We start from the raw sequence: 22602 nt of genomic DNA, 5'->3' as shown, positions 1-22602 counted from the left end.
TTTCAGCGCGTGCGACCAGATTCCTTCAGGAGGCCGCTTTCCGGCGATGTCCGAGTGCGTAGGCCTGGAATTTGTTGCCCGGCAGCGGCGCGGCGAAGGCAAAGCCCTGCAGAAGGTCGCAACCGAGCGCGCTCAGCATCTCTGCATGCGCCATCGTCTCCACGCCCTCGGCGACGATTTCGATCCCCAGCGACTTGCCGATATCGATGATGGAGCGCACCAGGGCCTGCTCATGGCGCGAAGTGAGGATCGGTGCCACCAGTTGGCGGTCGATCTTCAGCCGCTTTGGCCGCAGTTTCAGCAGGCTGACGATCGACGTATGCCCGGTACCGAAATCGTCGATCTCGATGTCGATGCCAAGTTCCTTGATCCGCTCGATATTGCGGAGAACAACGTCGTCGCTCTCGTCGAGAAAGATCGATTCCACGAGCTCGAACGTTATCTGGCCGGGCAGGATGGACAGACCGGTCAAGGTCTCGACCAGCGTTTCGTCGCGCAGGCGCCGGGCCGACACGTTGACCGAGATCTTCGGCATCAGGATGCCCTTTGCAGCCCATCTGCTACAGTCGATCAACGCCTTTTCCAACACGATCCGGTCCAGCGTTGCCGTAACGTTCAAATCTTCGGCAACCTTCAGGAAGCGATCGGGTAACAAAAGGCCGTTTTGCGGGTGGTGCCAGCGGATCAGTGCCTCGACGCCCGCAAGCTTCAGGGTGCGCGCGCAGATCTGCGGCTGGTAGTAGGGGATAAACTCATTGTTCTCGATACCGCTCAGGATGTCGTCGGCCATGCGCTTGTTGCTGACGATTTCGGCCTCGAGAACCGACGTGAAGAACTCGTGCCGGTTACGCCCGAGCCCCTTGGCCCGGTAAAGTGCGATATCGGCGTTGACGAGCAGCTTGCGCGTGTCGATCCGGGTGCCGCTTGCGACCGCGATGCCGATGCTGACGCCGAAGCGGCACATGTGGCCGTTGTAGTCGACCGGTTGGCGCATCAGGCCGGTGATACGTTGCGACAGCGCCGAAAGATGAGTGTGGTCGTCGCTCTCGATCACCACCACGAATTCGTCGCCGCCAATGCGCGCGACCAGGTCGTTATGGTCGACAGAAGAGCGCAGGATCTGCGCGACATGGACGAGAAGCGCATCGCCGGCCGCATGGCCGAGGGTGTCGTTGATCTGCTTAAACCGGTCGAGATCGATGTGGAGGATGGCGATGTTGACGGCTTTGCTGCGGCTGCGTTTGGCCAGCCCCTCCAGATGACCATCCAGCTTTCGCCTGTTGCCGAGACCCGTCAGCGGATCGTGGAGAGAATTGTGCTCGATACGGTCCTTAGCCTGTTCGAGCTCGAGGTTCTTCGCATCTGCCACCGCCTTGGCGTGCTTGAGCTGTTCGGTCATCAGCATGTCGTCGGTGACATCGAAGGCGAGCCCGACGAACTTGCGCTTGCCGCTCGCCTCGACATGAAGTTTGCCGACCGACTGGATGTATCGGACCGTGCCATCGGGATGAACAACGCGCGCCTTGCGCAGATAGGGCGTGCCCGTCGCTATGCTTTCTGCCGCCGTTGCCTCGGCGTCCTTGCGGTCATCGGGATGAATTGCGTTCAGCCATGCCTCGTGGGTTATGCGCTCGCCTGTATCTGGAATGCCGTAGAGCTGGCACATACGCGCATCCCAGATCGTCAGTCCCTCGTCCAGGTCCGCCTCCCACAGTCCGCACTGATAGGCGCTCAACGCCATGTCGAGGCGCTGGGTGATCTTGAAAAGTGCGTCCTTCTGCCGGTCGGATTGCTCCTTGGCCGACTTCAACCGTTCATTGAGAAGCACGTCCTCGGTAACGTCCCAGCTGATGCCGGTCAGCTTTTCGTCGTCGCCGATCGTCAGTCGCGAACCGACGCTGCGGATGTGACGGACACTGCCATCCGGCAGGACTACCCGATATTGCGACCAGTAGTCGGTACGATCCGCGATGGCGGCGGCAATGGCCGCTTCGGCGGCCGCAATGTCCTCGGGATGCACGGTGGCCCGCCAGGATTCCTCACTGGGCGACTGTTCTTCTGTGAGGCCATGCAGAATGTACATCTGACGATCCCACTCGCGGCCGCGGTCGGACAGCGAGAGTTCCCAAATGCCGGTCTTTGACGCCTCCAGTGCCAGATCCAGTCGCTGCGAGAGCGAACGGATCAGTGTCTCGCGCGCCTTGAGGCCTGCAATGTGTCGCTGTCGCTCCCCGACGAGGCCGCCGGCCAGCAGGATCGGTCCGATGATGACGAGGGCAGCGATCGCGGTCGCAAGGCGGATCCGCCGTTGATTGTCCAACGGTGTTTCCCAGCCTTCGGCCGGAACGGCCGCGAGTTCCCACGTCCCGCCGGGGAAGCTGACCGTGCGTCGGACAGCTTCGCCGTCGAAGATCGCGGCATTGCCAAAGAGCGGTTGCTGGCTCGACCCCGAACCGATGGTGCGAATGGAAACATTGAGGCCAGCCGCACCTTTTCGAAGTTCGCTTCTGGCGTCCGGCCGGTCGATCAACCCCGCTCGGATGTACAGCCTGCGTTCGTCTATGACGCCTTCGACATAACCCCACCAGGCGGTAGGTCCGGCGCCGCTGCTGATGACAGGAATGAGCAGGTCGAAGCCGCGGCTGCCATCGGACAATTGCATCGGGCCGGTCATGGCCAGTTGCCCGAAGGCCCGCCTCGCATCGGACGCAACAAACCGGTTGAGATCGGACCCATTGTACCGCTCGTTGCCCCCGACCGGGAAGGTCTGCGCTACAACCCCGTTCGGAGCTGCGGCGACGCGGTGAAATTGGTTGTTCTGCGCGAGCAGTTTGCGCGCCAAAACCGGGAACTGGGCAGCCGCCTGGTCGGGGGCTGCAGCGAACATGTTCGCAAGCCCTTGTAGGGCAGTCACGTTCCGGTTGATTTCGCCCTCAAGCCGCGAGCCGATGAGGCCGAGTGCTGTATCGCCGCGGGCATGCAGCTCGTTGCGGTGGAGCCGGTCGTTTTGCGCCTCATAGGCGTAGCCGGCGCCGACGATGACGATAGCCGCGATGGCGGCCGGCAGAAGGGACGGCCTGGCCCAATAGGCAACGCTGTTGAGTGTGTGTCTGATCCGCCCCGGCCGCAATATGGCGCCATCCCCTCACGTCAATCTTCACCCTAGGACGCTTTGATTAAGATTGAATTGATGCTTTCGCATAGGTTGTAAGGCGCGGCGGCGGCGCGGAACTCGTACGGGGATGGCAGACGATTGGCTCTTGATCGAGCCTTGGATTCCCGGCATCCATTTGAACGCAAGGCGTGGCATCGGGCGAATTTCGCCATATTCGAAAGGCATCAAGCGTGACAGACAAGAACACTGCTTCGACCACGGGGGTTCGCAAGATGCGTTTCATGATAGTCGCTCTGTTGGCTGCGGTCGGCATGCTCGCGCCGCTGACATCGTATGCCGAGAGCGCCGATGTCGAGGCCGTCATCACCAAGGTCGACACGAACGGACTAAGCCTCTCGCTCGACGACGGGAAGAACTATCAGGCTCCGGAGGAGTTTAACTTCGAAGGGCTTTCACCGGGGGTGAAGGTGCTTGTGTTCTACACCGAGGTCGACGGCAAGCGCATCATCGACGACCTGGAAATCATCCAGTAGCACGCAAGGCGTATTCCGTGGTGGCGCAGCCTTGCGGGCGGCGCCCGGGACTACAGCCATGTCGCTCCATCGTCATCGATGCGTAGGATGCGGTCCTGATACACGGGAGCATGGGACGCCTCGATCACCGGCATGCCGCTGAACTTGAAGAGCGCCCTGAACACGCCGCCATGGCCGACGCATACGGTCGGCTTGTCGATTTCCTTGAACCATGAAGCGACGCGCCAGGACAGGATCTCGTAGCTCTCTGCGGCCTCGCCGGGCGGGATGAAGTCCCATTTCGAACGCGAGCGCTCCTTGACCCGATCGCGAACGGTCTTCTTGAGTTCGGAGATGGTGAACCCTTCCCAGTCGCCGAAGGAGACTTCGACCAGGCGATCGTCGGTGCGGTAGGCGAGGGGATCGAGGCCCATGGCGCCACGCACGAGTTCCATCGTCTCGCGTGTGCGGCCGAGCGGGCTTGCGACATAGTCGAAGTCGTTGGCGGTTCTGCCGAGAACGGCCTTCAGGGCCCGGCCGTTTTCGGACGCCTGCCGGCGTCCGATGGCGTTCAGCGGAATGTCCTTCTGGCCTTGCAGCCGTCCCTCGGCATTCCAGTCGGTCTGCCCATGACGGATCATGTAGACAAGCACCGTCGTGCTCCGCAGTAAGCCTCAGTCCTTGACGACCGAGATGTCAGGGGCGTCAACGGCCTTCATGCCGACGACATGGTAACCGCTGTCGGCGTGATGCACTTCGCCGGTGACGGAGCGCGAGAGATCCGACAGCATGTACAGGCCGACGTCGCCGATGTCTTCGATCGTCACGGTCCTGCGCAGCGGCGCATTGTACTCGTTCCACTTCAGAATGTAGCGGAAGTCGCCGATGCCGGACGCGGCCAGCGTCTTGATCGGACCGGCCGAGATCGCGTTGACGCGGATGTTCTTCGGGCCAAGGTCGACGGCGAGATATTTCACGCTCGCCTCGAGTGCCGCCTTGGCGACGCCCATGACGTTGTAGTTCGGCATGACCTTCTCGGCGCCGTAGTAGGTGAGCGTCAGCATCGAGCCGCCGTCCGTCATCAGTTTCTCAGCGCGACGTGCGACCGAGGTGAACGAGTAGACGGAGATTTGCATCGTCTTGGCGAAGTTCTCCGCCGACGTGTCAATGTAGCGGCCGGTCAGTTCGTCCTTGTCGGAGAAGCCGATGGCGTGCACGAAAAAGTCGATCTTGCCCCAGGTCTTCTCGATGGTCTCGAAAACGGCATCGATGGAAGCCTCGTCTGCGACGTCGCAATGGCCGGCGAGAATGCCGCCGAGTTCCGCTGCAAGTGGTTCGACGCGCTTCTTGAGGGCCTCGCCCTGATAAGTGAGGGCAATTTCTGCGCCCTGCGCACGAATGGCCTTGGCGATACCCCAAGCGATCGACCGGTTGTTCGCCACGCCCATGATGACGCCGCGCTTGCCGCTCATCAGACCGGATACCTGAACCATGGAATGTCCCTTGCTGATTTCCTTTGGATTTTGCCTATGACATAGGCAGCATTAGGGTTCAAGCATGACGGGTTCAGGAACTGTTAGCACTGGTAACAATGAGTGCGCATTTCACGAAACCATCACAGATAGAGCCCTTCGCGCAGGCTGCGCATCAGGTCGATCATCTTGTCGTCCGGCCTGTCCCATAGGAGAAGCCGCAGTTCGACAACAAGGTTGCCGCGGTTGCCTTCCTCGTCCGCGAGGCCTTGACCGTCGAGATGGATGACGTGGTCCGAACTGGACCAGGCCGGGACGACCACCGGCAGATCATCGCCGTTCGGCGCGGTGACCGTGGTCTCACAGCCCAGGACGGCGTTCTCGATCGTCACCGGGAGCGTCATGCGCAGGTCGAAGCCGTCGACACGGAACGGACCTGGGGCCACACGGACGGTGAGCACGGCGTCGCCGCGCTTCAAATCGTTGATCCGATGCCCCTGATCTTTCAGCCGAATGACGGTGCCGTCCGTCGTGCCGGTCGCAAGCGGCACCCTCAGCGTTTCACCGTTGGCCTCCAGCGTGACGCGCGACTGCTTCATCAGGTCTTCGAGCGTCACGACAAGGTCGCAAACAAGATCCGGGGCCTTGTCGACCACCGGGCGCAGGCCGCGTATGCGGCGCACGAGGGCCGAAAGGATGTCGACTGCCGCGGTCGTGCGCCGTGCCGCCGGGACTGGCAGATCAGAATTGTCCAGGCTCGAGGCCGGCGCTCCGGATGGCCCCTGCCGTTCGCTGTTGGCGGAGGGGTGGAGCGGCGGCGCGGCATTGCTCGCCGCCTGCTGCTGGCGCGAATCGATGCCGAAAATGCGCGACACCACGTCCTCGGCGCTCTCGGTTGTGCCTTGAACACTTTCCGGCTGGGCCTTGCGGGCGCTCTGCTGGCGGCGCATCTGTTCCATGCGGCGCAGTTCCATCTCGCGCCGGATTTCTGCTTCGCGGTGTGCTTGGTCGTATCGGCTGCGCTTCTGCGGGTCGCGCAGAAGGTCGTAGGCGCGGCCAACCTCGGTAAAGCGGATGGTGGCGAAGGGATCGTCCTGGTTCTGGTCGGGGTGGACGGTCTTGGCGACGATTCGCCAGGCCGCCCGGATCTCTTCCTGTCCCGCGTCGCGCTTGACGCCCAGGACCGCATACGGATCACGCATCAACATTATGCCGCTCTTCTTTTCCTTGGAGCCTTTAACGCCTTGTCGTCTTGGGCCCGTGCAAAGCCCGCGGGCATGGATGATGCCAACAACGTCCTAACCGATGGTTACGGTATCCATCGCAGAATCGCATAGGATGCATCGCGCGCTGGTTCCCGGAGCAGGTGGGCTATTGCTGCCGGTTGAAGCGCGTCAGGGACCACATGCCGTCGCCGCCGACGCAGGTCCGGCCGTCATAGTTGGCAATTCCCGTGTAGGAATGAAGCGTCGTGGTGAAGTCGCGGCAGATCCGGCCTGCCTCGTCGTTCAGTTCCAGAACGCTGCTGACGACGCCGGCACTGCCAGAAACGGTGTTCGCCCAGGGAATGGGGCTGCCGGCATTGCGGGCAAGGTCGACAGACGAAACGGCGTTGCGCACCGTCGCTGCGTCCGTGGTGTTGTCGAGACCTGCACCGGGGACCGCGCTCGTCTTGACACCCTTGTCGACGGACATCTCCGAAGCAAAATCAAGTCCGCTCATGCATCCCGACAGGGGTGCAAGGCAAAGCGCTAAAAGGGCGATCCGTGACCGTCTCGTCCACAATATCATTGTCTCCCGTCGCGACTTTGCTATGACTTCAACCCCGGCATGTCCCAACGGACCGATATTCGGCATTGGATTCAAATATGAGCGACATAGAGTTAACAACCGGTGACTTTACCGAGGAAAGCGAGCCCTTCTCCCTGTTCGGAAAGTGGCTGGAGGATGCGGAGAAGAGCGAACCGAACGACCCGAACGCCGTGGCGCTCGCGACTGTCGACGCTTCCGGTCTGCCGAATGTGCGCATGGTTCTCCTGAAGGGATTCGATGAACGCGGCTTTGTCTTCTACACGAATTTCGAAAGCCAGAAAGGCCAGGAGATCCTAGGGGCGGGGAAGGCGGCGATGTGTTTCCACTGGAAATCGCTGCGCCGCCAGGTGCGGGTTCGCGGACCGGTTGAAATCGTTTCCGACGCGGAGGCCGATGAATACTACGCATCCCGGCCGCGCGGCAGCCGCATCGGCGCCTGGGCCTCGAAACAATCCCGGCCGCTGGAAAGCCGCTTCGCACTCGAAAAGGCCGTTGCGGAATACACAGCGCGCTATGCGATCGGCGAAATCCCGCGTCCATCCCATTGGTCGGGCTTCCGCATCAAGCCGGTGTCGATTGAGTTTTGGCACGATCGACCCTTCCGTCTGCATGACCGGTTGGAGTTCCGTCGCGCTGCAGGCGGCGAAAGATGGGAGAAGGTCCGGATGTATCCCTGATGCATTCGGATTGCTGACTAGATCGCCCTTGTGCCGGCCGCCTGATGCGGTGGCCGGCTGTCTCGAATCGTGAAGCACGCACAGGCCGTAAAAGGCTGCCGGAGTATACAACTCCAATTGGTGTGCTATATTTTTTGCCAAGACAGGAAAGCATTTTGGCCCGCAGTTCACGGGACGGGCAGGTCGCATTCTCGTTTTGAAGCGACACAACGCGCATCAGGCAAGGCTGAATCTCGAGGCATTCATGCGGAGGAGAATTCAATGGCCAGCAATCTCGTATCCTATCTCATGCAATTTTTGACCCCCGACGTGATTGCGCGACTGGCAGCCGCGCTGGGGCTTGACACCGACAAGGTCCAGCGCGGCGTCGCGGCGGCCGTGCCGGCGGTCCTTGCGGGGCTGGCCGGTGTTGCCGCGCAACCCGGCGGTGCTCAGAAGGTCGCGGATGCCGCCGGACAGCAAAGCGGCGTTCTCGACAACCTCGGCGGCCTGCTTTCCGGCGGGGGCCAGTCTCCGCTGATGCAATCCGGCTCGCAACTGCTTTCTTCGCTTTTGGGCGGCAACGTCAGCGGCGCGCTGGCGAGCTCGATCGGTAACTACTCCGGGCTCGGCCAGAATGCCGGCAACTCCCTGCTCGGCATGCTGGTACCGCTCGTCTTGGGTGGCATCGCCAAGAACACGGGCGGTGACCTCAGCGCAAACGCTATCGGCGGATTGCTGGCCGGCCAGCGAGACAATATTGCCGCCGCAATGCCTTCGGGCTTGCGGGACATGCTGGCCGGCACCGGGCTCCTAGACTCGCTTGGTGGAGCGGCACGTACGGCCACCGCAGCCGGCAGCGATGCCGCGGCGCGGGCCACCTCGTCGGCGGCCACCGCCGCCCGGACGACCGCAGCAACGGCGACAACTGCCACGCGCAGTGGCAGCAACTGGCTCTATTGGCTCCTGGCGGGGTTGGTGCTCCTGGCGATCCTCTACTACCTGTTCGGCCGCCCCGCCCAACGCACGGCGGAGCAGACGCCGCCCGAGCCCCAGGCCCCGGCCCAGACCGAGACCCAGCCGGCACAGCCGCAAACCCCGGCTCCGGCCGAGACCCAGACTCAGCCGGCCCAGCCCGAAACCCAGACTCAAACCCAACCTGCAACACCCGCCGCCCCGTCGCTGACGGTTGCCGGCGTCGATGTCGGCAAGCAGGTCACCGACACGATGGCCGAGTTGCAGACGACACTGAACGGCGTCACGGATGCGGCGACGGCGCAGGCCGCCTTGCCCAAGCTTCAAACTGCAACCGACACCTTCAACAAGGTGGACGGGATGCTCGGGCAGCTTTCGGCGGAGCAAAAGGCTGCGTTGTCGGGCCTCGTCAAGCCAGGGCTCACGAGCCTCAATGCCTTGTTCGACAAGGTTTTGGCGCTTCCGGGCGTCTCGGATGTCCTGAAGCCGACGATCGATGCCTTGAAGGCAAAACTGGCGACGCTGGCACCTTGACCTTCGACTAGGGAACACCGCCGGCCCATCGCCGGCGGCTCCCCCGAACAGATCCTCCCGCACGTCAACTCTAGCAAGAGGAGGCGATCAGCCATGGCTGACAAAACGACCTTTACACCCGAAGAATGGAACCAACTGCTGGAAGGTGTGATGGCGGCGGGAATTGCCGTCACCGCCGCCGAACCGAGCGGTCTTTGGGGCATGCTGAAGGAGGGCTTGGCGAGTAGCCGCGCGCTTCTGCAGGCGAAATCCGGCACCGGTTCGACCCAGCTGATGACCGCAGTCGTCGAGAGTTTCGAATCCTCCGAAGGCCGCAACGCCGCCAAGGATGGGCTGCAGGCCACGTTGAAAGGTGCGAAACCCGACGAGATCAAGACGAAATGCATCGAGGTGGTTCGACGGGCGGCGGAGGTCGTCGACGCCAAGGCCCCCGCCGATGCGACGGCCTTCAAGGCATGGCTCCTGCAAATCAGCACCGATGTCGCCGAAGCTTCGAAAGAGGGCGGGTTCCTCGGATTCGGTGGAACGCCGGTGAGCGAGGCGGAGAAGGCGACGGTCGCCGAGATTTCGTCTGCTCTGAAGCTCGCCTAGAAAAAAGCCTGGTTGGCCGCCGGCTAGCGCCGCAGCAGCTTGAAGGGGATGCCAGAAGCGAGCGCCGACACATATTTGCGCTTCTGGTAGAGCCCGTTCAGCGAGATGCGCGGCAACGCCATGGGCGTGTCGAAGCTGCGTACGTCGAGTGTCCCGGGATCCGTCGTGACGGCGACGGTGAATCCAAGTTCGCCGGCGAGGTGGTGCTCGCGCCGCGAAACGGTGGGGTTGAAGCCGTAGGGATAGGCAAAAGCGACCGGCCGAACGCCGGTGAGGCACTCCAGCCGCTCGGCGGAAGCCTGCATCTCTTCCCTGGCTTCGTGTTCCTCAAGCCGGGCCAGTGCCCGATGGCTGATCGTATGGGCCCCAAGTGTTGCGAGCGGGTTTAGGACCAGGCTCTTGAGTTCCGGCTCGCGCATGACCAGCCGCTCCGTGATCAGCAGCGGGTCGATGCCGTTCGACTTTGCCGCCGCATCGAGCGCCTTGATCGCCTCTGTCTCGTCGCTGGAATGGATGAAGGCGGAGAAGCGCGCGAAGGCGGCCTCCTTGTGCCGGTTGGTGGCCAGGGGCAAGGTCACCGGACCGGAGCCGAAATCGAACTCGATGTGCGGCAGGGCGCGCAGCAGTTCGGCCAGGGTTTCCCACCAGATGCTGTGGGTCCGGCAGGCGAAGCCGCCGGTAATGAAGACGGTGAACGGAACCCGATGCTCGGTGAAGATCGGCTGGGCGTGGAGGGCATTGTTCCGGTAGCCGTCATCCAGGGTAAAGGCTGCGAACCGCTCCTCGGGACGGGCGATCGCCATGCGCGCGGCAAGGTGATGCAGGGCGACGAACTGGTATCCGTCCGCAGCCAGGAAGCGGATCGTCTCATCGAGGAATTCGGGGGTGATTTCCAGGTGGGCGTTCGGGTCGAAGGATTGTTCGATCTTTGGCCGCACATGGTGCAGCGTGAAGATCGCGCCGCGGCCTCGCGCGGACGCCAGCAGACCGGCGCGCCCGGCCAGGTTGGACAGTTCCAGCCCGCCCGTAATGGCGGCGCGCTTGAGGCTCTGGCGCATCACATTTTGCAATGTCGGCATCTGCGCTCCCGTAGGCGATTCTCTTGCCGCCTTTATGCGGGGGGTATGGTATCCGCGCAGTTAACGCGTCTTTGCAGCGAGCGGCATCCGCCGCCGAAATTCAGGTCCTTGTGCCGCCGACGGTGATCTGGTCCATGCGCAGATGCGGCTGCCCGACGCCGACCGGCACGCTCTGGCCGCCCTTGCCGCACATGCCGATTCCGGTGTCGAGCTTGGAGTCGTTTCCGACCATCGTGACCCGCCGCATGGCCTCGGGGCCATTGCCGATGATCATCGCGCCCTTGACCGGGGCCCCGACCTTGCCGTTCTCGATGAGATAGGCCTCGGTGCAGCCGAAGACGAACTTGCCGGAGGTGATGTCGACCTGGCCGCCGCCGAAGGAGACGGCATAGATACCGTTCTTCACTGACGCGATGATCTCGTCCGGCGTCCTGTCGCCCGACAGCATGTAGGTGTTGGTCATGCGCGGCATCGGGCTGTGCGCATAGGACTGGCGGCGGCCGTTGCCGGTCGCCTTCATGCCCATCAGCCGAGCGTTCTGCCGGTCCTGCATGTAACCGACGAGCTTGCCGTCCTCGATCAGCACGTTGTAGCCCGACGGCGTACCCTCGTCGTCAATGGTCAGCGACCCGCGGCGGGCCTCGATCGTGCCGTCGTCGACGACCGTGACGCCCTTGGCCGCGACCTGCTCGCCCATCAGGCCGGAAAACGCGGAGGTCTTCTTTCTGTTGAAATCGCCCTCGAGCCCATGGCCGACCGCCTCGTGCAGCATGACGCCGGGCCAGCCGGACGAAAGCACGACATCCATCGTGCCGGCCGGAGCATCGATCGCCTCGAGGTTCACAAGCGCCTGCCGCAATGCCTCATCCGCCCCGTGCTGCCAGCTCTCAGTCGTCAGGAATTCGCCGAAGCCGCGCCGGCCGCCCATGCCGAAGGAACCGGTCTCCTGCCGGTCGCCCTCACCGACGACGACGGAGATGCTGACGCGCGTCATCGGGCGCACGTCGACGACCTTGTGGCCGTCGGCGCGGAGAATGTTGACCACCTGCCAACTGGCTGAGATCGCTGCCGTGACCTGGCGCACTTTCGGCTCCTTGCCGCGCAGGTAGGCATCGATGTCCTGCAGAAGCGTCACCTTTTCCTCAAAGGTCGGGCTGCCGATCGGGTTTTCCTGGCCGTAGAGCCGGCGGTTCGTGCCTTGCGGCGCCGCGGCATAGCTGCCGGCGTAGCCGCGCGTCACCGCTGCCGCGGCATCCGCCGCCCGCTTCAGGGCCGAGAGCGACAGTTCCCCCGAATGCGCATAGCCGACCGCCTCGCCGGCGACCGCTCGCAGGCCGAACCCCTGGTCTGTGTTGAAGCTGCCGCCCTTCAGCCGTCCGTTATCGAAGGTCAGCGACTCTGCCTGTGCGTGTTCAAGATACAGTTCGCCGTCATCCGCATTTGCCAGGCTCTGTCCGAGCACCTTGCGGACCGCTGCCTCGTCGGCGTCGAATAGGGAGAGAAGATCGGTGTTCATGGGCGGGACTCCGCGCAGAGGCTGACGTTTCGCGTATCCATGTAGAGAGCCGGCCGGCAAACGGCAAGTTTGACTCGCTCCGTCATTTGCGAAGCCGCGGGCCGTGGGTGTCAAATGTTGCGCACGCTAACGCTGGGCTGCTCACGGCAGCGCGTCGTAGCCCTCGCCAAACCCCTTCAGGTCGACGGGAATGCCGATGCCTTCCTCGGGCGTCTGGAACACGATGAAGGTGGCGGTCGCGCCGGAGCGGAAGGTTTTCAGGAGTTCTTCCTCGAGCACCACTTCCGCATAGCAGCCATCGGAGAAGCAGCGGACGAAATAGGCGCGACCGATGTCCTTGCCATCGACGTTGAGACCGAGTCCGTTCGGCAGCAGCACGCCGAGCGGTGCGAGCACGCGCAATATCTTCGCCTTTCGATCTGCCGTCTTGAGAATGACGACCGACAGGCCGACCTCCGGACGATCCTCGGCGATCACGTTCTGCATCAGGGCGCACTGCTCGGACGAAGCGCCAGCCGGCTGGTCGCACACGATCGACCAGGCACCGTGGTTCGATTTCACCGTACCCGGCTGCTGCTGGGCCTGCGAGAAAGCAGGCGAGCTGGACGCGATCACGGCCAGCGCGGCAAATGCGCGAACCGCCCTGATCAGGCGCGAAGGGGAACCGGAACCCATGTGAACCTCGAAGTCTCGAATCATACGCGCCATTCTTGAATAGCGATCGCGCAAATTGAAAGCCCTTAGCGCTCTTTTCCAGTTTATGCGGCGGAAATTGGACGTTGCCGCTGATTCTTTACGCGGGCGGACCTTTAACATCGCGTTCTGCAACGAAGGCGGGTGCTTCCGCCGCCCTGTTTAGCAGGACGGGCGCCCCGCATCCTCGACGGTCACTCTGAAGAGTCTGGTGAAAATTTGACCGTCTACGCCCCAGACTTGGCTTTGCGCAAAAATGCCGCATGAGCATTCATCCGAGGCGGTTGCGGCGAGCATGAAACTGTGGTTTTAAGCACTCAGCATTGCAGGATTCTGCGCGTTGTTTGATCCCAATCAAACACTTTGGGGAGATTTGTTGTGATAAAGAAAGCTTTTGCAGCGCTGACGGCCATCGGCTGTTCGCTGTTTGCTTCGAGCGCCCTGGCCGACCAGCCGGTCGATTGGCAGAGGGGCCTCCAGCCTGCCGCCACCTCGATCATGGAAGAGATCCGCTGGTTCGAGCAATATACCCTGTGGTTCATTGTCCCGATCACGATTCTTGTGCTGGTTCTCCTCGCTGTCGTCATCGTGCGGTTCCGCGAGGGTGCGAACCCGGTTCCGTCCAGGACCAGCCACAACACGATGATCGAGGTGATCTGGACCATTGGCCCGGTCATCATTCTTCTGTTCCTTGCCGTTCCTTCGTTCCAGTTGCTGACCAAGCAGCTGGCGCCGACGGAAGAGCCGGAACTGACGGTCAAGGCGACCGGCTATCAGTGGTACTGGGGCTACGAGTACCAGGTTGGCGATAATCCCGTTTCTTTCGATTCCCTGCTGTTGCAGGACAAGGATCGTGCCGCTGCAGGCAAAGAGGACAGGGCCGTATATCCGCGCCTCCTCACCGTGGACAATGAAGCCGTCGTTCCGGTCGGCAAGCATGTCCGGCTTCTCGTAACGGGCGCCGACGTGATCCATGCCTTCGCAATGCCGTCCTTCGGCATCAAGATCGACGCCGTCCCGGGTCGCATGAACGAGACCTGGTTCAAGGCCGATCGTGAAGGGCTCTTCTACGGCCAGTGTTCCGAGCTGTGCGGCAAGGATCATGCCTACATGCCGATAGCCATCCGAGTCGTCTCGCAGGAAAAATTCGACACCTGGCTTGCCGCCGCTGCGACCAATATCGGCGAGGCAAACAAGGCTCTGACGGCATCCATCGACGGTGAAAAGAAGACCGTTGATGTCGCCCAGAACGCCGCGCAGTAATTCCAAGGGAGTGCAATCCATGGCCGGAACAACCGCTGCCCACGATGACCACGGTCATCACGACCACAAGCCTTCGTTCTTTGTCCGCTGGTTCCTCTCGACGAACCACAAGGACATTGGAACGCTCTATCTGATCTTTGCGATCATTGCCGGCATCATCGGCGGTGGGCTTTCGATCTTCATGCGCGCCGAGCTGCAGGAACCGGGCATCCAGATCTTCCACGGTCTTGCCCAGATGGTCTACGGCTTCGAGGGCGATGCTGCCATCGACGGCGGCAAGCACATGTTCAATGTCTTCACGACCGCGCACGCGCTCATCATGATCTTCTTCATGGTCATGCCGGCGCTGATCGGCGGCTTCGCCAACTGGATGGTGCCGATCATGATCGGTGCGCCGGACATGGCGTTCCCGCGTATGAACAACATCTCGTTCTGGCTGATCATTCCGGCATTCCTGCTCGTGCTTCTTTCGATGTTCGTCGAAGGTCCGGCGGGTGCCTACGGCGCGGGTGGCGGCTGGACGCTCTATCCGCCGTTCTCGACGTCCGGCATGCCGGGTCCGGCGATGGACTTCGCGATCCTCGGCGTTCACATCGCCGGTGCCTCGTCGATCCTCGGTGCGATCAACTTCATCACCACGATCTTCAACATGCGCGCACCTGGCATGACCATGCACAAGATGCCGCTCTTTGCCTGGTCGGTGCTGATCACGGCATTCCTGCTGCTGCTTTCGCTGCCGGTTCTGGCAGGCGGCATCACCATGCTCCTGACCGACCGCAACTTCGGCACGGCATTCTTCGCGCCTGAAGGTGGCGGCGACCCGATCCTCTACCAGCACCTGTTCTGGTTCTTCGGTCACCCGGAAGTGTACATCCTGATCCTGCCGGGCTTCGGCATCGTCAGCCACATCATCTCGACCTTCTCGCGCAAGCCGATCTTCGGCTACCTCGGAATGGCCTATGCCATGGTCGCGATCGGCGCCGTCGGCTTCATCGTGTGGGCGCACCACATGTATACGGTCGGCCTGTCGCTCGACACGCAGCGCTATTTCGTCTTCTCGACGATGGTCATCGCCATCCCGACGGGTATCAAGATCTTCTCGTGGATTGCGACGATGTGGGGCGGGTCGATCCGCTTCACCACTCCGATGATCTGGGCGCTCGGCTTCATCCTGCTCTTCACCGTCGGCGGCGTCACGGGCGTCCAGCTTGCAAACGCCGGCCTCGACCGCGCTATGCACGACACCTACTACGTGGTCGCTCACTTCCACTACGTTCTGTCGCTCGGTGCCGTCTTCGCGATCTTCGCGGCCTGGTACTACTGGTTCCCGAAGATGACGGGCTACATGTACTCGGAGTTCCTCGGCAAGCTGCACTTCTGGGTCATGTTTATTGGGGTGAACCTGGTGTTCTTCCCGCAGCACTTCCTGGGTCTGGCCGGCATGCCGCGCCGCTACATCGACTATCCGGATGCGTTCGCCGGCTGGAACAGGGTTTCCTCGTACGGCTCCTACATTGCAGGCGTCGGCGTTCTGATCTTCCTGTTCTGCGTCTTCGAAGCTTTCGCCCGCAAGCGGGTTGCCGGCAACAACCCGTGGGGTGAGGGCGCGAACACGCTCGAGTGGCAGCTCTCCTCGCCGCCGCCGTTCCACCAGTGGGAACAGCTCCCGAAGATCAAGTAAGATCGCAGACGAACACGGAGGCCGCCGTCCAATGGCGGCCTCTCCAAGTCCCGGCCGGTAGATCGGCCACAGCAAGTGACAGGCATAATGGCAATCATCGATCATCACGAAGCGGCTGCGGAGGGCGGGGACATGATCCTCTCTGAGGCGACTGCGCGCGATTACTTTGAGCTTTTGAAGCCACGCGTGATGTCGCTCGTAATCTTTACCGCGTTTGCCGGTCTGGTTCTGGCGCCCGGTCACATCAACCCGGTCATCGGCGTGATCGCGATCCTCTGCATCGCCGTCGGTGCCGGTGCCTCCGGCGCACTCAACATGTGGTACGACGCCGACATCGACGCCGTCATGTCGCGCACCGCAAAACGCCCCATTCCCGCCGGCCGTGTGCAGCCGCGCGAAGCGCTTGCCTTCGGGCTGACGCTTTCCGCCTTCTCGGTCGCGATCCTCGGGCTGGCGGTCAACTGGCTGTCGGCCGGGCTGCTCGCCTTCACTATCTTCTTCTACGCCGTCATCTACACGATGTGGCTGAAGCGTTCGACGCCGCAGAACATTGTCATCGGCGGAGCCGCCGGCGCGTTTCCGCCGATGATCGGCTGGGCCTGCGTCACGAACGGCGTGTCCGTCGAAAGCATCGTCCTCTTCCTCATCACCTTCCTCTGGACGCCGCCGCATTTCTGGGCGCTTGCGCTCTTCAAGATGCGCGACTACGGTGCCGTTGGCGTGCCGATGCTGCCGAACGTGGCGGGCGAGAAGACCACCAAGCAGCAGATTATGGTCTATGCGGTGCTGACGGCGCTGATCGCTGTCGCGCCGACCTATCTGGGTTTCGCCAGCCTCGGCTACGGCATCTTTGCCGCCGCTATGGGCATCGGCTTCGTGTGGTATTCGATCGGCGTGCTGCGCATGCCGGAGTCCGATCGCGTCATGGTCCCGGCGAAGAAGCTGTTCGGCTATTCGATCTTCTACCTCTTCGCCATTTTCTCCGGCCTGATGATCGATCGCGCCGTCATGGCTGCCGGCTGGCTGGCAGGATGGAGTGTCTGATGGAAACCATCACCCTTACCGACAAGCAGAAGAAGTCGCGCCGCGGCCGCAATATTGCGATCGCAGCTACACTCGTCGGCCTTGTTGTCCTTTTCTATATCATCACGCTGGTGAAATTCGCCGGCGGCATGGCGGGCTGAGCCATGGCTGACACCACACCCGCAAGGCGGCAGAGAATCGGTAACGGCACGATTGTCGCCGTCTGCCTCACCTTTGCCGTCGGGATGCTCGGCATGGCCTATGCCGCCGTTCCGCTCTACGAGATGTTCTGCAAGGTCACCGGCTACGGCGGCACGACCCAGCGCGTCGAGCAGGCCTCCTCCGTCATTCTCGACAAGAAGATCAAGGTCCGTTTTGACGCCAACACCGGACCCGGCCTGCCGTGGTCCTTCGAGCCCGTCCAGCGTGAGATCGAGTTGAAGATCGGCGAGACGGTGCAGGTCCTGTACAAGGCCCGCAACACTTCTAATGCCGAGGCAACCGGGCAGGCGACGTTCAACGTCACGCCGCAGGCGGCCGGCGCCTACTTCAACAAGGTGGCGTGTTTCTGCTTTACGGAAACCACGTTGAAACCCGGGGAGGAGATGGAGATGCCGGTCGTTTTCTTCGTCGATCCGGAGATCGTGGACCCGGTCGAGACCAAGGACATTCACACCATCACGCTTTCCTACACCTTCTTCCCGCACGAGAAGACGAAGCCGGTGGCTTCGGCGGCGGACATGACGGACGAGGAAGCGAGCAAGCTTTGAGAGACACGCGTTTCCGGCCAGGCCGGGGACGAGAACGTATACATGGGGATGACTGACATGGCGCAAGCGCAGAAAAATCACGACTACCACATCATCGATCCAAGCCCGTGGCCGCTGCTGTCATCGATCGGCGCCTTCGTGCTGGCGATCGGTGGTATCATCTACATGCGCTACCTTGCCGGTGGTTCGCTGAAGATCTTCGGCCTGGAATTTGCCAATCCCTGGGTCTTCGTGATCGGCATCGCGATCACGCTCTATTCCATGTACGGCTGGTGGTCGGACACGATCAAGGAAGGCGACGAGGGCCACCACACGCGGGTCGTCTCGCTGCACCTTCGCTACGGCATGATCATGTTCATCGCTTCCGAAGTGATGTTCTTCGTCGCCTGGTTCTGGGCGTTCTTCGATGCCAGCCTCTTCCCGGGCGAGGCCATCCAGGCCACGCGGGTCGAGCATACCGGCGGCATCTGGCCGCCGAAGGGTATCGAGGTTCTCGATCCCTGGCACCTGCCGCTCTACAACACCATCATCCTGCTGCTGTCGGGCACCTGCGTGACCTGGGCGCACCATGCGATCCTGCACAACGACCGCAAGGGTCTCATTCAGGGGCTGACCCTGACGGTGCTGCTTGGCGTCCTGTTCTCGTTCGTGCAGGCCTACGAGTACGTCCACGCTCCGTTTGCGTTCAAGGATTCGATCTACGGCGCGACCTTCTTCATGGCGACTGGCTTCCACGGCTTCCACGTCTTCGTCGGCACCGTCTTCCTGCTGGTCTGCCTGATCCGCGCGATCAATGGTGCCTTCACGCCGAAGCAGCATTTCGGCCTCGAGGCCGCCGCCTGGTACTGGCATTTCGTTGACGTGGTCTGGCTGTTCCTGTTCTTCTCCATCTACATCTGGGGAAGCTGGGGCGGGACCATCGCCCACGGCTGATCTGCCGGGATATCGTTCAGGAACGGCCGCAGCGATGCGGCCGTTCGCTTTTGCGCAAGGTCGCTATGTCGCATCCGCTCAGTTGGACGGGCGACACGGAGAGGCGTACCTTATTTGACAAAATGCATGTGGCGAGACGGTCTGATCCCTGGCTCTTGTTCAGGCCGTCTTGTCTGCCGGAGTACGACGATGAATGATGACAAGGCCCTTTACCCGCCCGTCGAACCCATCTCGACCGGACTGCGGGGCCATTGTCCACGCTGCGGTGAGGGCAAGCTCTTCGATGGGTACTTGAAGATCAAGCCACGCTGCGCCGCCTGCGGGCTGGACAATTCCTTTGCCGATTCCGGTGATGGCCCGGTCGTCTTTGTTCTGCTGATCGTCGGGTTCGTTGTCGTCGGCCTCGCCCTGTGGATGGAGGTCAACTTCAGCCCGCCGTTACGGCTGCACTTCCTGCTGTGGGTCCCGCTGACCATCGCCTTCGGCCTGGTCCTGACGCGCATGCTGAAGGGAGTGCTGGTCGCACTGCAGTATCGCAACAACGCTCGTCCCGGCGAGATCGATCGTGGCTGAGGTGGCGCGAGGGGGGCGCCGATCCGTGCGCCCGGCGCTTTCGGCTGCCTTGCTGCTTGTGGTGCTGGCAATCCTGCTGACGCTCGGAACCTGGCAGATGCAGCGTCTCGCCTGGAAAGACAAGCTGCTGGCAGATATTGCCGAGCGGCATGCGCAGGCGCCTGTGGAACTCGCTGCGATAGAGAGCATGTGGCGGGGTGGAGGCGATGTCGAGTATCGGCCTGTCATCCTCAAGGGGACATTCGAGCACGACAAGGAGCGGCATTTCTTTGCCACCTGGAACGGCCAGTCCGGCTATCACGTCTATACGCCGCTTCGACTGACGGACGGACGCCACGTGTTCGTCAACCGCGGCTTTGTCCCTTTCGAGAGGAAGGATGCGGAGACCCGGAAGGGTGGCGAAATCAGCGGAGAGCAACAGGTCGTGGGGCTCGCTCGTGCCCGGCTGGATGGCAAGCCTTCGTCGCTCGTGCCGGACAATGATCTCGCCAAGAACGTCTTCTACTGGAAGGATCTCGACGCGATGGCGTCGAGCACGGGGATCGCGCCGGAAAACCTCGTGCCGTTCTTTGTCGACGCGGACAATGCGCCCAATCCCGGCGGATTGCCCGTCGGAGGCGTAACCCAGTTCGACCTGCCCAACAATCACCTGCAATATGCGCTGACCTGGTATGGCCTGGCTGCCGCGCTGCTGGGTGTGAGCGGGATCAATTTTTGGCGCTCGCGTCGCCGATGATGGGCACGTGGTTCCAGGCACGCTGCAATTCTCTGTCCGGAGTGGCGGTGACGCCTTTCATCGACCGTGATTTATGTTAAATCCGACATAGCCCCTACGGTTCCTCTGCTTTCAAGGGCCGCCCGCGATCAGCGCGCTCTCTTCGTATCGGTGACTTTCTGACATGGCTTCCTCGACCGCACTTTCGCCCCTGACCATCCGCCTTTGCGGCCCGCGCGGCTTTTGTGCCGGCGTTGACCGGGCAATCCAGATCGTCGTGCTGGCGCTCAAGGCCTATGGCGCGCCGGTCTATGTCCGCCACGAGATCGTCCACAACCGCTATGTCGTGGAGGGGCTGGAGGCAAAGGGGGCGATTTTCGTCGAGGAACTGGACGAGATCCCGGCGGAGCATCACGCCCAGCCGGTGGTTTTCTCGGCCCATGGCGTGCCGAAGTCCGTTCCGGCCGACGCGGCCGCCCGCAACCTGTTCTATCTCGATGCGACCTGCCCGCTGGTCTCCAAGGTCCACAAGCAGGCGATGCGTCACCAGCGCCTCGGCCGCCATGTCATCCTCATCGGCCATGCCGGCCATCCCGAGGTGATCGGCACGATGGGGCAGTTGCCGGAAGGTTCCGTCTCGCTGGTCGAGACCGTCGCGGACGCCGATGCCTATGTGCCGGCCGACCCGGACAACCTCGGCTTCGTCACGCAGACGACGCTTTCGGTCGATGATACCGCCGGCGTCATCGCGCGCCTGAAGGAACGCTTCCCCAACCTGACGGCACCGGCGGCCGATTCGATCTGCTATGCCACGACCAACCGGCAGGAGGCCGTGAAGCAGGCCGCGCCCGGATGCGATCTGTTCCTCGTCGTCGGTGCGCCGAATTCCTCCAATTCCCGGCGCCTTGTCGAAGTGGCGTTGCGCGCAGGTGCAAAAAAGTCGTTGCTCGTCCAGCGCGCAGCGGAAATCGACTGGAATGAAATCGGTGAAATTCGTACCGTTGGTTTGTCGGCGGGTGCTTCGGCGCCGGAGGTCATCGTCGATGAGATCATCGAGGCGTTCCGCGCCCGCTACGCAACGACGGTGGAGCTTGCCGATACGGTCGAAGAGACGGAGAACTTTCTCGTCAATCGTGAGCTTCGCAACATCGAACTGACGGCGGCCGACATGGCCTTCGTCAACGGGGAATAGGAAGAAGGCCTGCTTCCCGGGCCTTCCGATCGTGAGCTGAAAATTTGGCAGTCTATACCGATATCACCGAAGACGACCTCGCGCGCTTCCTGACCGAATACGAGGCGGGAACGCTGCTTTCTTACAAGGGCATCGCCGAAGGCGTGGAGAATTCCAACTTTCTCCTGCACACGACGAAGGGCGCCTTCATCCTGACGCTCTACGAAAAGCGCGTCGATCCGAAGGACCTGCCGTTCTTCCTCGGCCTGATGCACCATCTCGCCGACCGCGGCCTCAACTGCCCGCTGCCCCTTTCACGTAAGGATGGCCAGTTGCTCGGCGAGCTTTCGGGCCGTCCCGCCGCCATGATCAGCTTTCTCGAAGGCACCTGGCTCAGGAAGCCGGCCGCCAAGCATTGCCGCGAGGTCGGCAGGGCGTTGGCAGACATGCATGTGGCCGGCCAGGGCTTCGCGCTGACCCGCAAGAACGCGCTGTCCGTCGATGGCTGGCGGCCCCTGTGGGACAAGTCCGCCGCCCGCGCCGACGAGGTGGAACCGGGCTTGCAGGACGAGATCGCCGAGGAGCTCGCCTTTCTTGAAAGCCATTGGCCGAAGACGCTGCCACACGGCGTCATCCATGCCGATCTGTTCCCGGACAACGTCTTCTTCATTGGCGACCAGCTGTCCGGGCTGATCGACTTCTATTTCGCCTGCAATGACAGCTATGCCTATGACGTCGTCACCTGCTTGAACGCCTGGTGCTTCGAGAAGGACGGTTCGTTCAACATGACCAAGGGCATGGCGCTGCTCGACGGCTACGAACAGGTGCGCCCGCTGAACGGTGCGGAACTGAAGTCACTGCCGTTGCTGGCGCGCGGCTCGGCGTTGCGCTTCTTCCTGACCCGCCTTTACGACTGGCTGATGACACCGCCGGGTGCGCTGGTGGTCAAGAAGGATCCGCTCGAATACCTGCGCAGGCTGCGCTTTCATCGCCAGGTCAAATCGGCAGAAGAATACGGCCTGGTGCATCGATGAAGCACGTAGATATCTTTACCGACGGCGCCTGTTCGGGCAATCCGGGACCAGGTGGCTGGGGCGCAGTGCTGCGTTATGGCGAGGTCGAGAAGGAACTCTCAGGAGGCGAGCAGCAGACGACCAACAACCGCATGGAGCTTCTGGCTGCGATCACCGCCCTGGACGCCCTGAAGGCGTCCTGCGAGGTCGATCTCTACACGGACTCGAAATACGTCATGGACGGCATCGAGAAGTGGATCCACGGCTGGAAGAAGAACGGCTGGAAGACGGCCGACAAGAAGCCGGTGAAGAACGGCGAACTCTGGCAGGCGCTCGACGAGGCCCGACGCCGGCACAAGGTGACGTTCCACTGGGTCAAGGGCCACGCCGGCCACCCGGAGAACGAGCGCGCCGACGAACTGGCTCGCATGGGCATGGAGCCGTTCAAGAAACGGTGAGGAACTCGTCCCACTCGGATTTAAATGGCAATGCCCGCGAGATCGCG

23 protein-coding genes are annotated in these 22602 nt (G+C 62.2%); 15 read left to right on the top strand and 8 right to left on the bottom strand.

Annotated elements, in window-relative coordinates; translation table 11 throughout:
- Positions 1-25: 25 nt before the first annotated feature.
- Positions 26-3130 carry an EAL domain-containing protein gene (locus tag J2Y48_RS07115; protein ID WP_310414900.1) on the bottom strand — a complete coding sequence of 1035 codons (3105 nt, stop codon included), beginning with the start codon at positions 3128-3130 and terminating at the stop codon, positions 26-28.
- Positions 3131-3387: 257 nt separating this feature from the next.
- On the opposite strand from J2Y48_RS07115, the gene J2Y48_RS07110 reads away from it, so the two are divergent.
- Positions 3388-3648 (top strand): DUF1344 domain-containing protein, encoded by a 261-nt coding sequence (locus tag J2Y48_RS07110; protein ID WP_310415720.1) that lies wholly within the window; start codon positions 3388-3390, stop codon positions 3646-3648.
- A 50-nt stretch (positions 3649-3698) separates the two neighbouring features.
- Here J2Y48_RS07110 and J2Y48_RS07105 read toward each other — a convergent pair whose 3' ends face one another.
- From J2Y48_RS07105 to J2Y48_RS07090, 4 genes are all read right to left on the bottom strand, one after another.
- Entirely contained in the window at positions 3699-4280 is a 582-nt protein-coding gene (locus J2Y48_RS07105; RefSeq protein ID WP_310414897.1) for a histidine phosphatase family protein, read from the bottom strand.
- 21 nt (positions 4281-4301) lie between these two features.
- Positions 4302-5120 (bottom strand): enoyl-ACP reductase FabI, encoded by an 819-nt coding sequence (gene fabI / locus J2Y48_RS07100; protein WP_310414894.1) that lies wholly within the window; start codon positions 5118-5120, stop codon positions 4302-4304.
- Positions 5121-5242: 122 nt separating this feature from the next.
- Positions 5243-6301: a DnaJ C-terminal domain-containing protein gene (locus J2Y48_RS07095; RefSeq protein WP_310415718.1), complete on the bottom strand. Its 1059-nt coding sequence runs from the start codon at positions 6299-6301 to the stop codon at positions 5243-5245.
- A 169-nt stretch (positions 6302-6470) separates the two neighbouring features.
- Complete coding sequence (locus J2Y48_RS07090; protein WP_310414891.1) at positions 6471-6821, bottom strand: RT0821/Lpp0805 family surface protein; 351 nt, start codon at positions 6819-6821, stop codon at positions 6471-6473.
- 146 nt (positions 6822-6967) lie between these two features.
- Between J2Y48_RS07090 and pdxH the strand changes: the two genes are divergently transcribed.
- The 3 genes from pdxH to J2Y48_RS07075 all read left to right on the top strand — a co-directional run bounded on the left by pdxH (position 6968) and on the right by J2Y48_RS07075 (position 9667).
- Positions 6968-7588 carry a pyridoxamine 5'-phosphate oxidase gene (gene pdxH, locus J2Y48_RS07085; RefSeq protein WP_310414889.1) on the top strand — a complete coding sequence of 207 codons (621 nt, stop codon included), beginning with the start codon at positions 6968-6970 and terminating at the stop codon, positions 7586-7588.
- A gap of 261 nt (positions 7589-7849) precedes the next feature.
- The gene (locus J2Y48_RS07080) at positions 7850-9076 is read left to right on the top strand and encodes a DUF937 domain-containing protein (RefSeq protein ID WP_310414886.1); all 1227 of its coding nucleotides are present in this window, start codon (positions 7850-7852) and stop codon (positions 9074-9076) included.
- A gap of 93 nt (positions 9077-9169) precedes the next feature.
- The gene (locus tag J2Y48_RS07075; protein WP_310414883.1) at positions 9170-9667 is read left to right on the top strand and encodes a hypothetical protein; all 498 of its coding nucleotides are present in this window, start codon (positions 9170-9172) and stop codon (positions 9665-9667) included.
- 23 nt (positions 9668-9690) lie between these two features.
- Here J2Y48_RS07075 and J2Y48_RS07070 read toward each other — a convergent pair whose 3' ends face one another.
- The 3 genes from J2Y48_RS07070 to J2Y48_RS07060 form a co-directional block, all read right to left on the bottom strand.
- A complete protein-coding gene (locus J2Y48_RS07070) occupies positions 9691-10746 on the bottom strand; it encodes a polysaccharide deacetylase family protein (protein ID WP_310414880.1) in 1056 nt (351 codons plus the stop codon).
- Between the two features lie 100 nt (positions 10747-10846).
- The gene (gene tldD, locus J2Y48_RS07065; protein ID WP_310414877.1) at positions 10847-12262 is read right to left on the bottom strand and encodes a metalloprotease TldD; all 1416 of its coding nucleotides are present in this window, start codon (positions 12260-12262) and stop codon (positions 10847-10849) included.
- Between the two features lie 141 nt (positions 12263-12403).
- The gene (locus tag J2Y48_RS07060; protein WP_310414875.1) at positions 12404-12937 is read right to left on the bottom strand and encodes an invasion associated locus B family protein; all 534 of its coding nucleotides are present in this window, start codon (positions 12935-12937) and stop codon (positions 12404-12406) included.
- A gap of 396 nt (positions 12938-13333) precedes the next feature.
- On the opposite strand from J2Y48_RS07060, the gene coxB reads away from it, so the two are divergent.
- The 11 genes from coxB (at position 13334) to rnhA (ending at position 22555) form a co-directional block, all read left to right on the top strand.
- Positions 13334-14218 carry a cytochrome c oxidase subunit II gene (gene coxB, locus J2Y48_RS07055; protein ID WP_310414871.1) on the top strand — a complete coding sequence of 295 codons (885 nt, stop codon included), beginning with the start codon at positions 13334-13336 and terminating at the stop codon, positions 14216-14218.
- A 19-nt stretch (positions 14219-14237) separates the two neighbouring features.
- The gene (ctaD, locus tag J2Y48_RS07050) at positions 14238-15899 is read left to right on the top strand and encodes a cytochrome c oxidase subunit I (protein WP_310414867.1); all 1662 of its coding nucleotides are present in this window, start codon (positions 14238-14240) and stop codon (positions 15897-15899) included.
- A gap of 87 nt (positions 15900-15986) precedes the next feature.
- The gene (locus J2Y48_RS07045) at positions 15987-16943 is read left to right on the top strand and encodes a heme o synthase (protein WP_310414865.1); all 957 of its coding nucleotides are present in this window, start codon (positions 15987-15989) and stop codon (positions 16941-16943) included.
- Positions 16943-17083, top strand: a complete 141-nt coding sequence (locus J2Y48_RS07040; protein ID WP_310414862.1) for a hypothetical protein — start codon at positions 16943-16945, stop codon at positions 17081-17083. Before J2Y48_RS07045 ends, J2Y48_RS07040 begins: the two co-directional genes overlap by 1 nt.
- Positions 17084-17086: 3 nt before the next feature.
- On the top strand, positions 17087-17692 hold the full coding sequence (locus J2Y48_RS07035; RefSeq protein ID WP_310414859.1) for a cytochrome c oxidase assembly protein: 606 nt from the start codon (positions 17087-17089) through the stop codon (positions 17690-17692).
- Between the two features lie 57 nt (positions 17693-17749).
- Positions 17750-18625 carry a cytochrome c oxidase subunit 3 gene (locus J2Y48_RS07030; protein ID WP_310415715.1) on the top strand — a complete coding sequence of 292 codons (876 nt, stop codon included), beginning with the start codon at positions 17750-17752 and terminating at the stop codon, positions 18623-18625.
- Positions 18626-18814: 189 nt separating this feature from the next.
- A complete protein-coding gene (locus J2Y48_RS07025; protein ID WP_310414855.1) occupies positions 18815-19198 on the top strand; it encodes a DUF983 domain-containing protein in 384 nt (127 codons plus the stop codon).
- Positions 19191-19934 (top strand): SURF1 family protein, encoded by a 744-nt coding sequence (locus tag J2Y48_RS07020; protein ID WP_310414852.1) that lies wholly within the window; start codon positions 19191-19193, stop codon positions 19932-19934. Before J2Y48_RS07025 ends, J2Y48_RS07020 begins: the two co-directional genes overlap by 8 nt.
- A gap of 163 nt (positions 19935-20097) precedes the next feature.
- On the top strand, positions 20098-21105 hold the full coding sequence (ispH, locus tag J2Y48_RS07015; protein ID WP_310414848.1) for a 4-hydroxy-3-methylbut-2-enyl diphosphate reductase: 1008 nt from the start codon (positions 20098-20100) through the stop codon (positions 21103-21105).
- Positions 21106-21149: 44 nt separating this feature from the next.
- On the top strand, positions 21150-22118 hold the full coding sequence (locus tag J2Y48_RS07010; RefSeq protein WP_310414845.1) for a homoserine kinase: 969 nt from the start codon (positions 21150-21152) through the stop codon (positions 22116-22118).
- Positions 22115-22555, top strand: coding sequence for a ribonuclease HI (gene rnhA / locus J2Y48_RS07005; RefSeq protein ID WP_310414843.1), 441 nt, complete (start codon positions 22115-22117; stop codon positions 22553-22555). The genes J2Y48_RS07010 and rnhA overlap by 4 nt, the downstream gene beginning before the upstream one ends.
- Positions 22556-22602 lie beyond the last annotated feature (47 nt).

Source organism: Mycoplana sp. BE70, assembly GCF_031455855.1.
Taxonomy (GTDB): Bacteria; Pseudomonadota; Alphaproteobacteria; order Rhizobiales; family Rhizobiaceae; genus Mycoplana.
The sequence above is the reverse complement of the archived record's forward strand: the minus strand, read 5'-3'. Positions and strand labels throughout refer to the sequence as shown.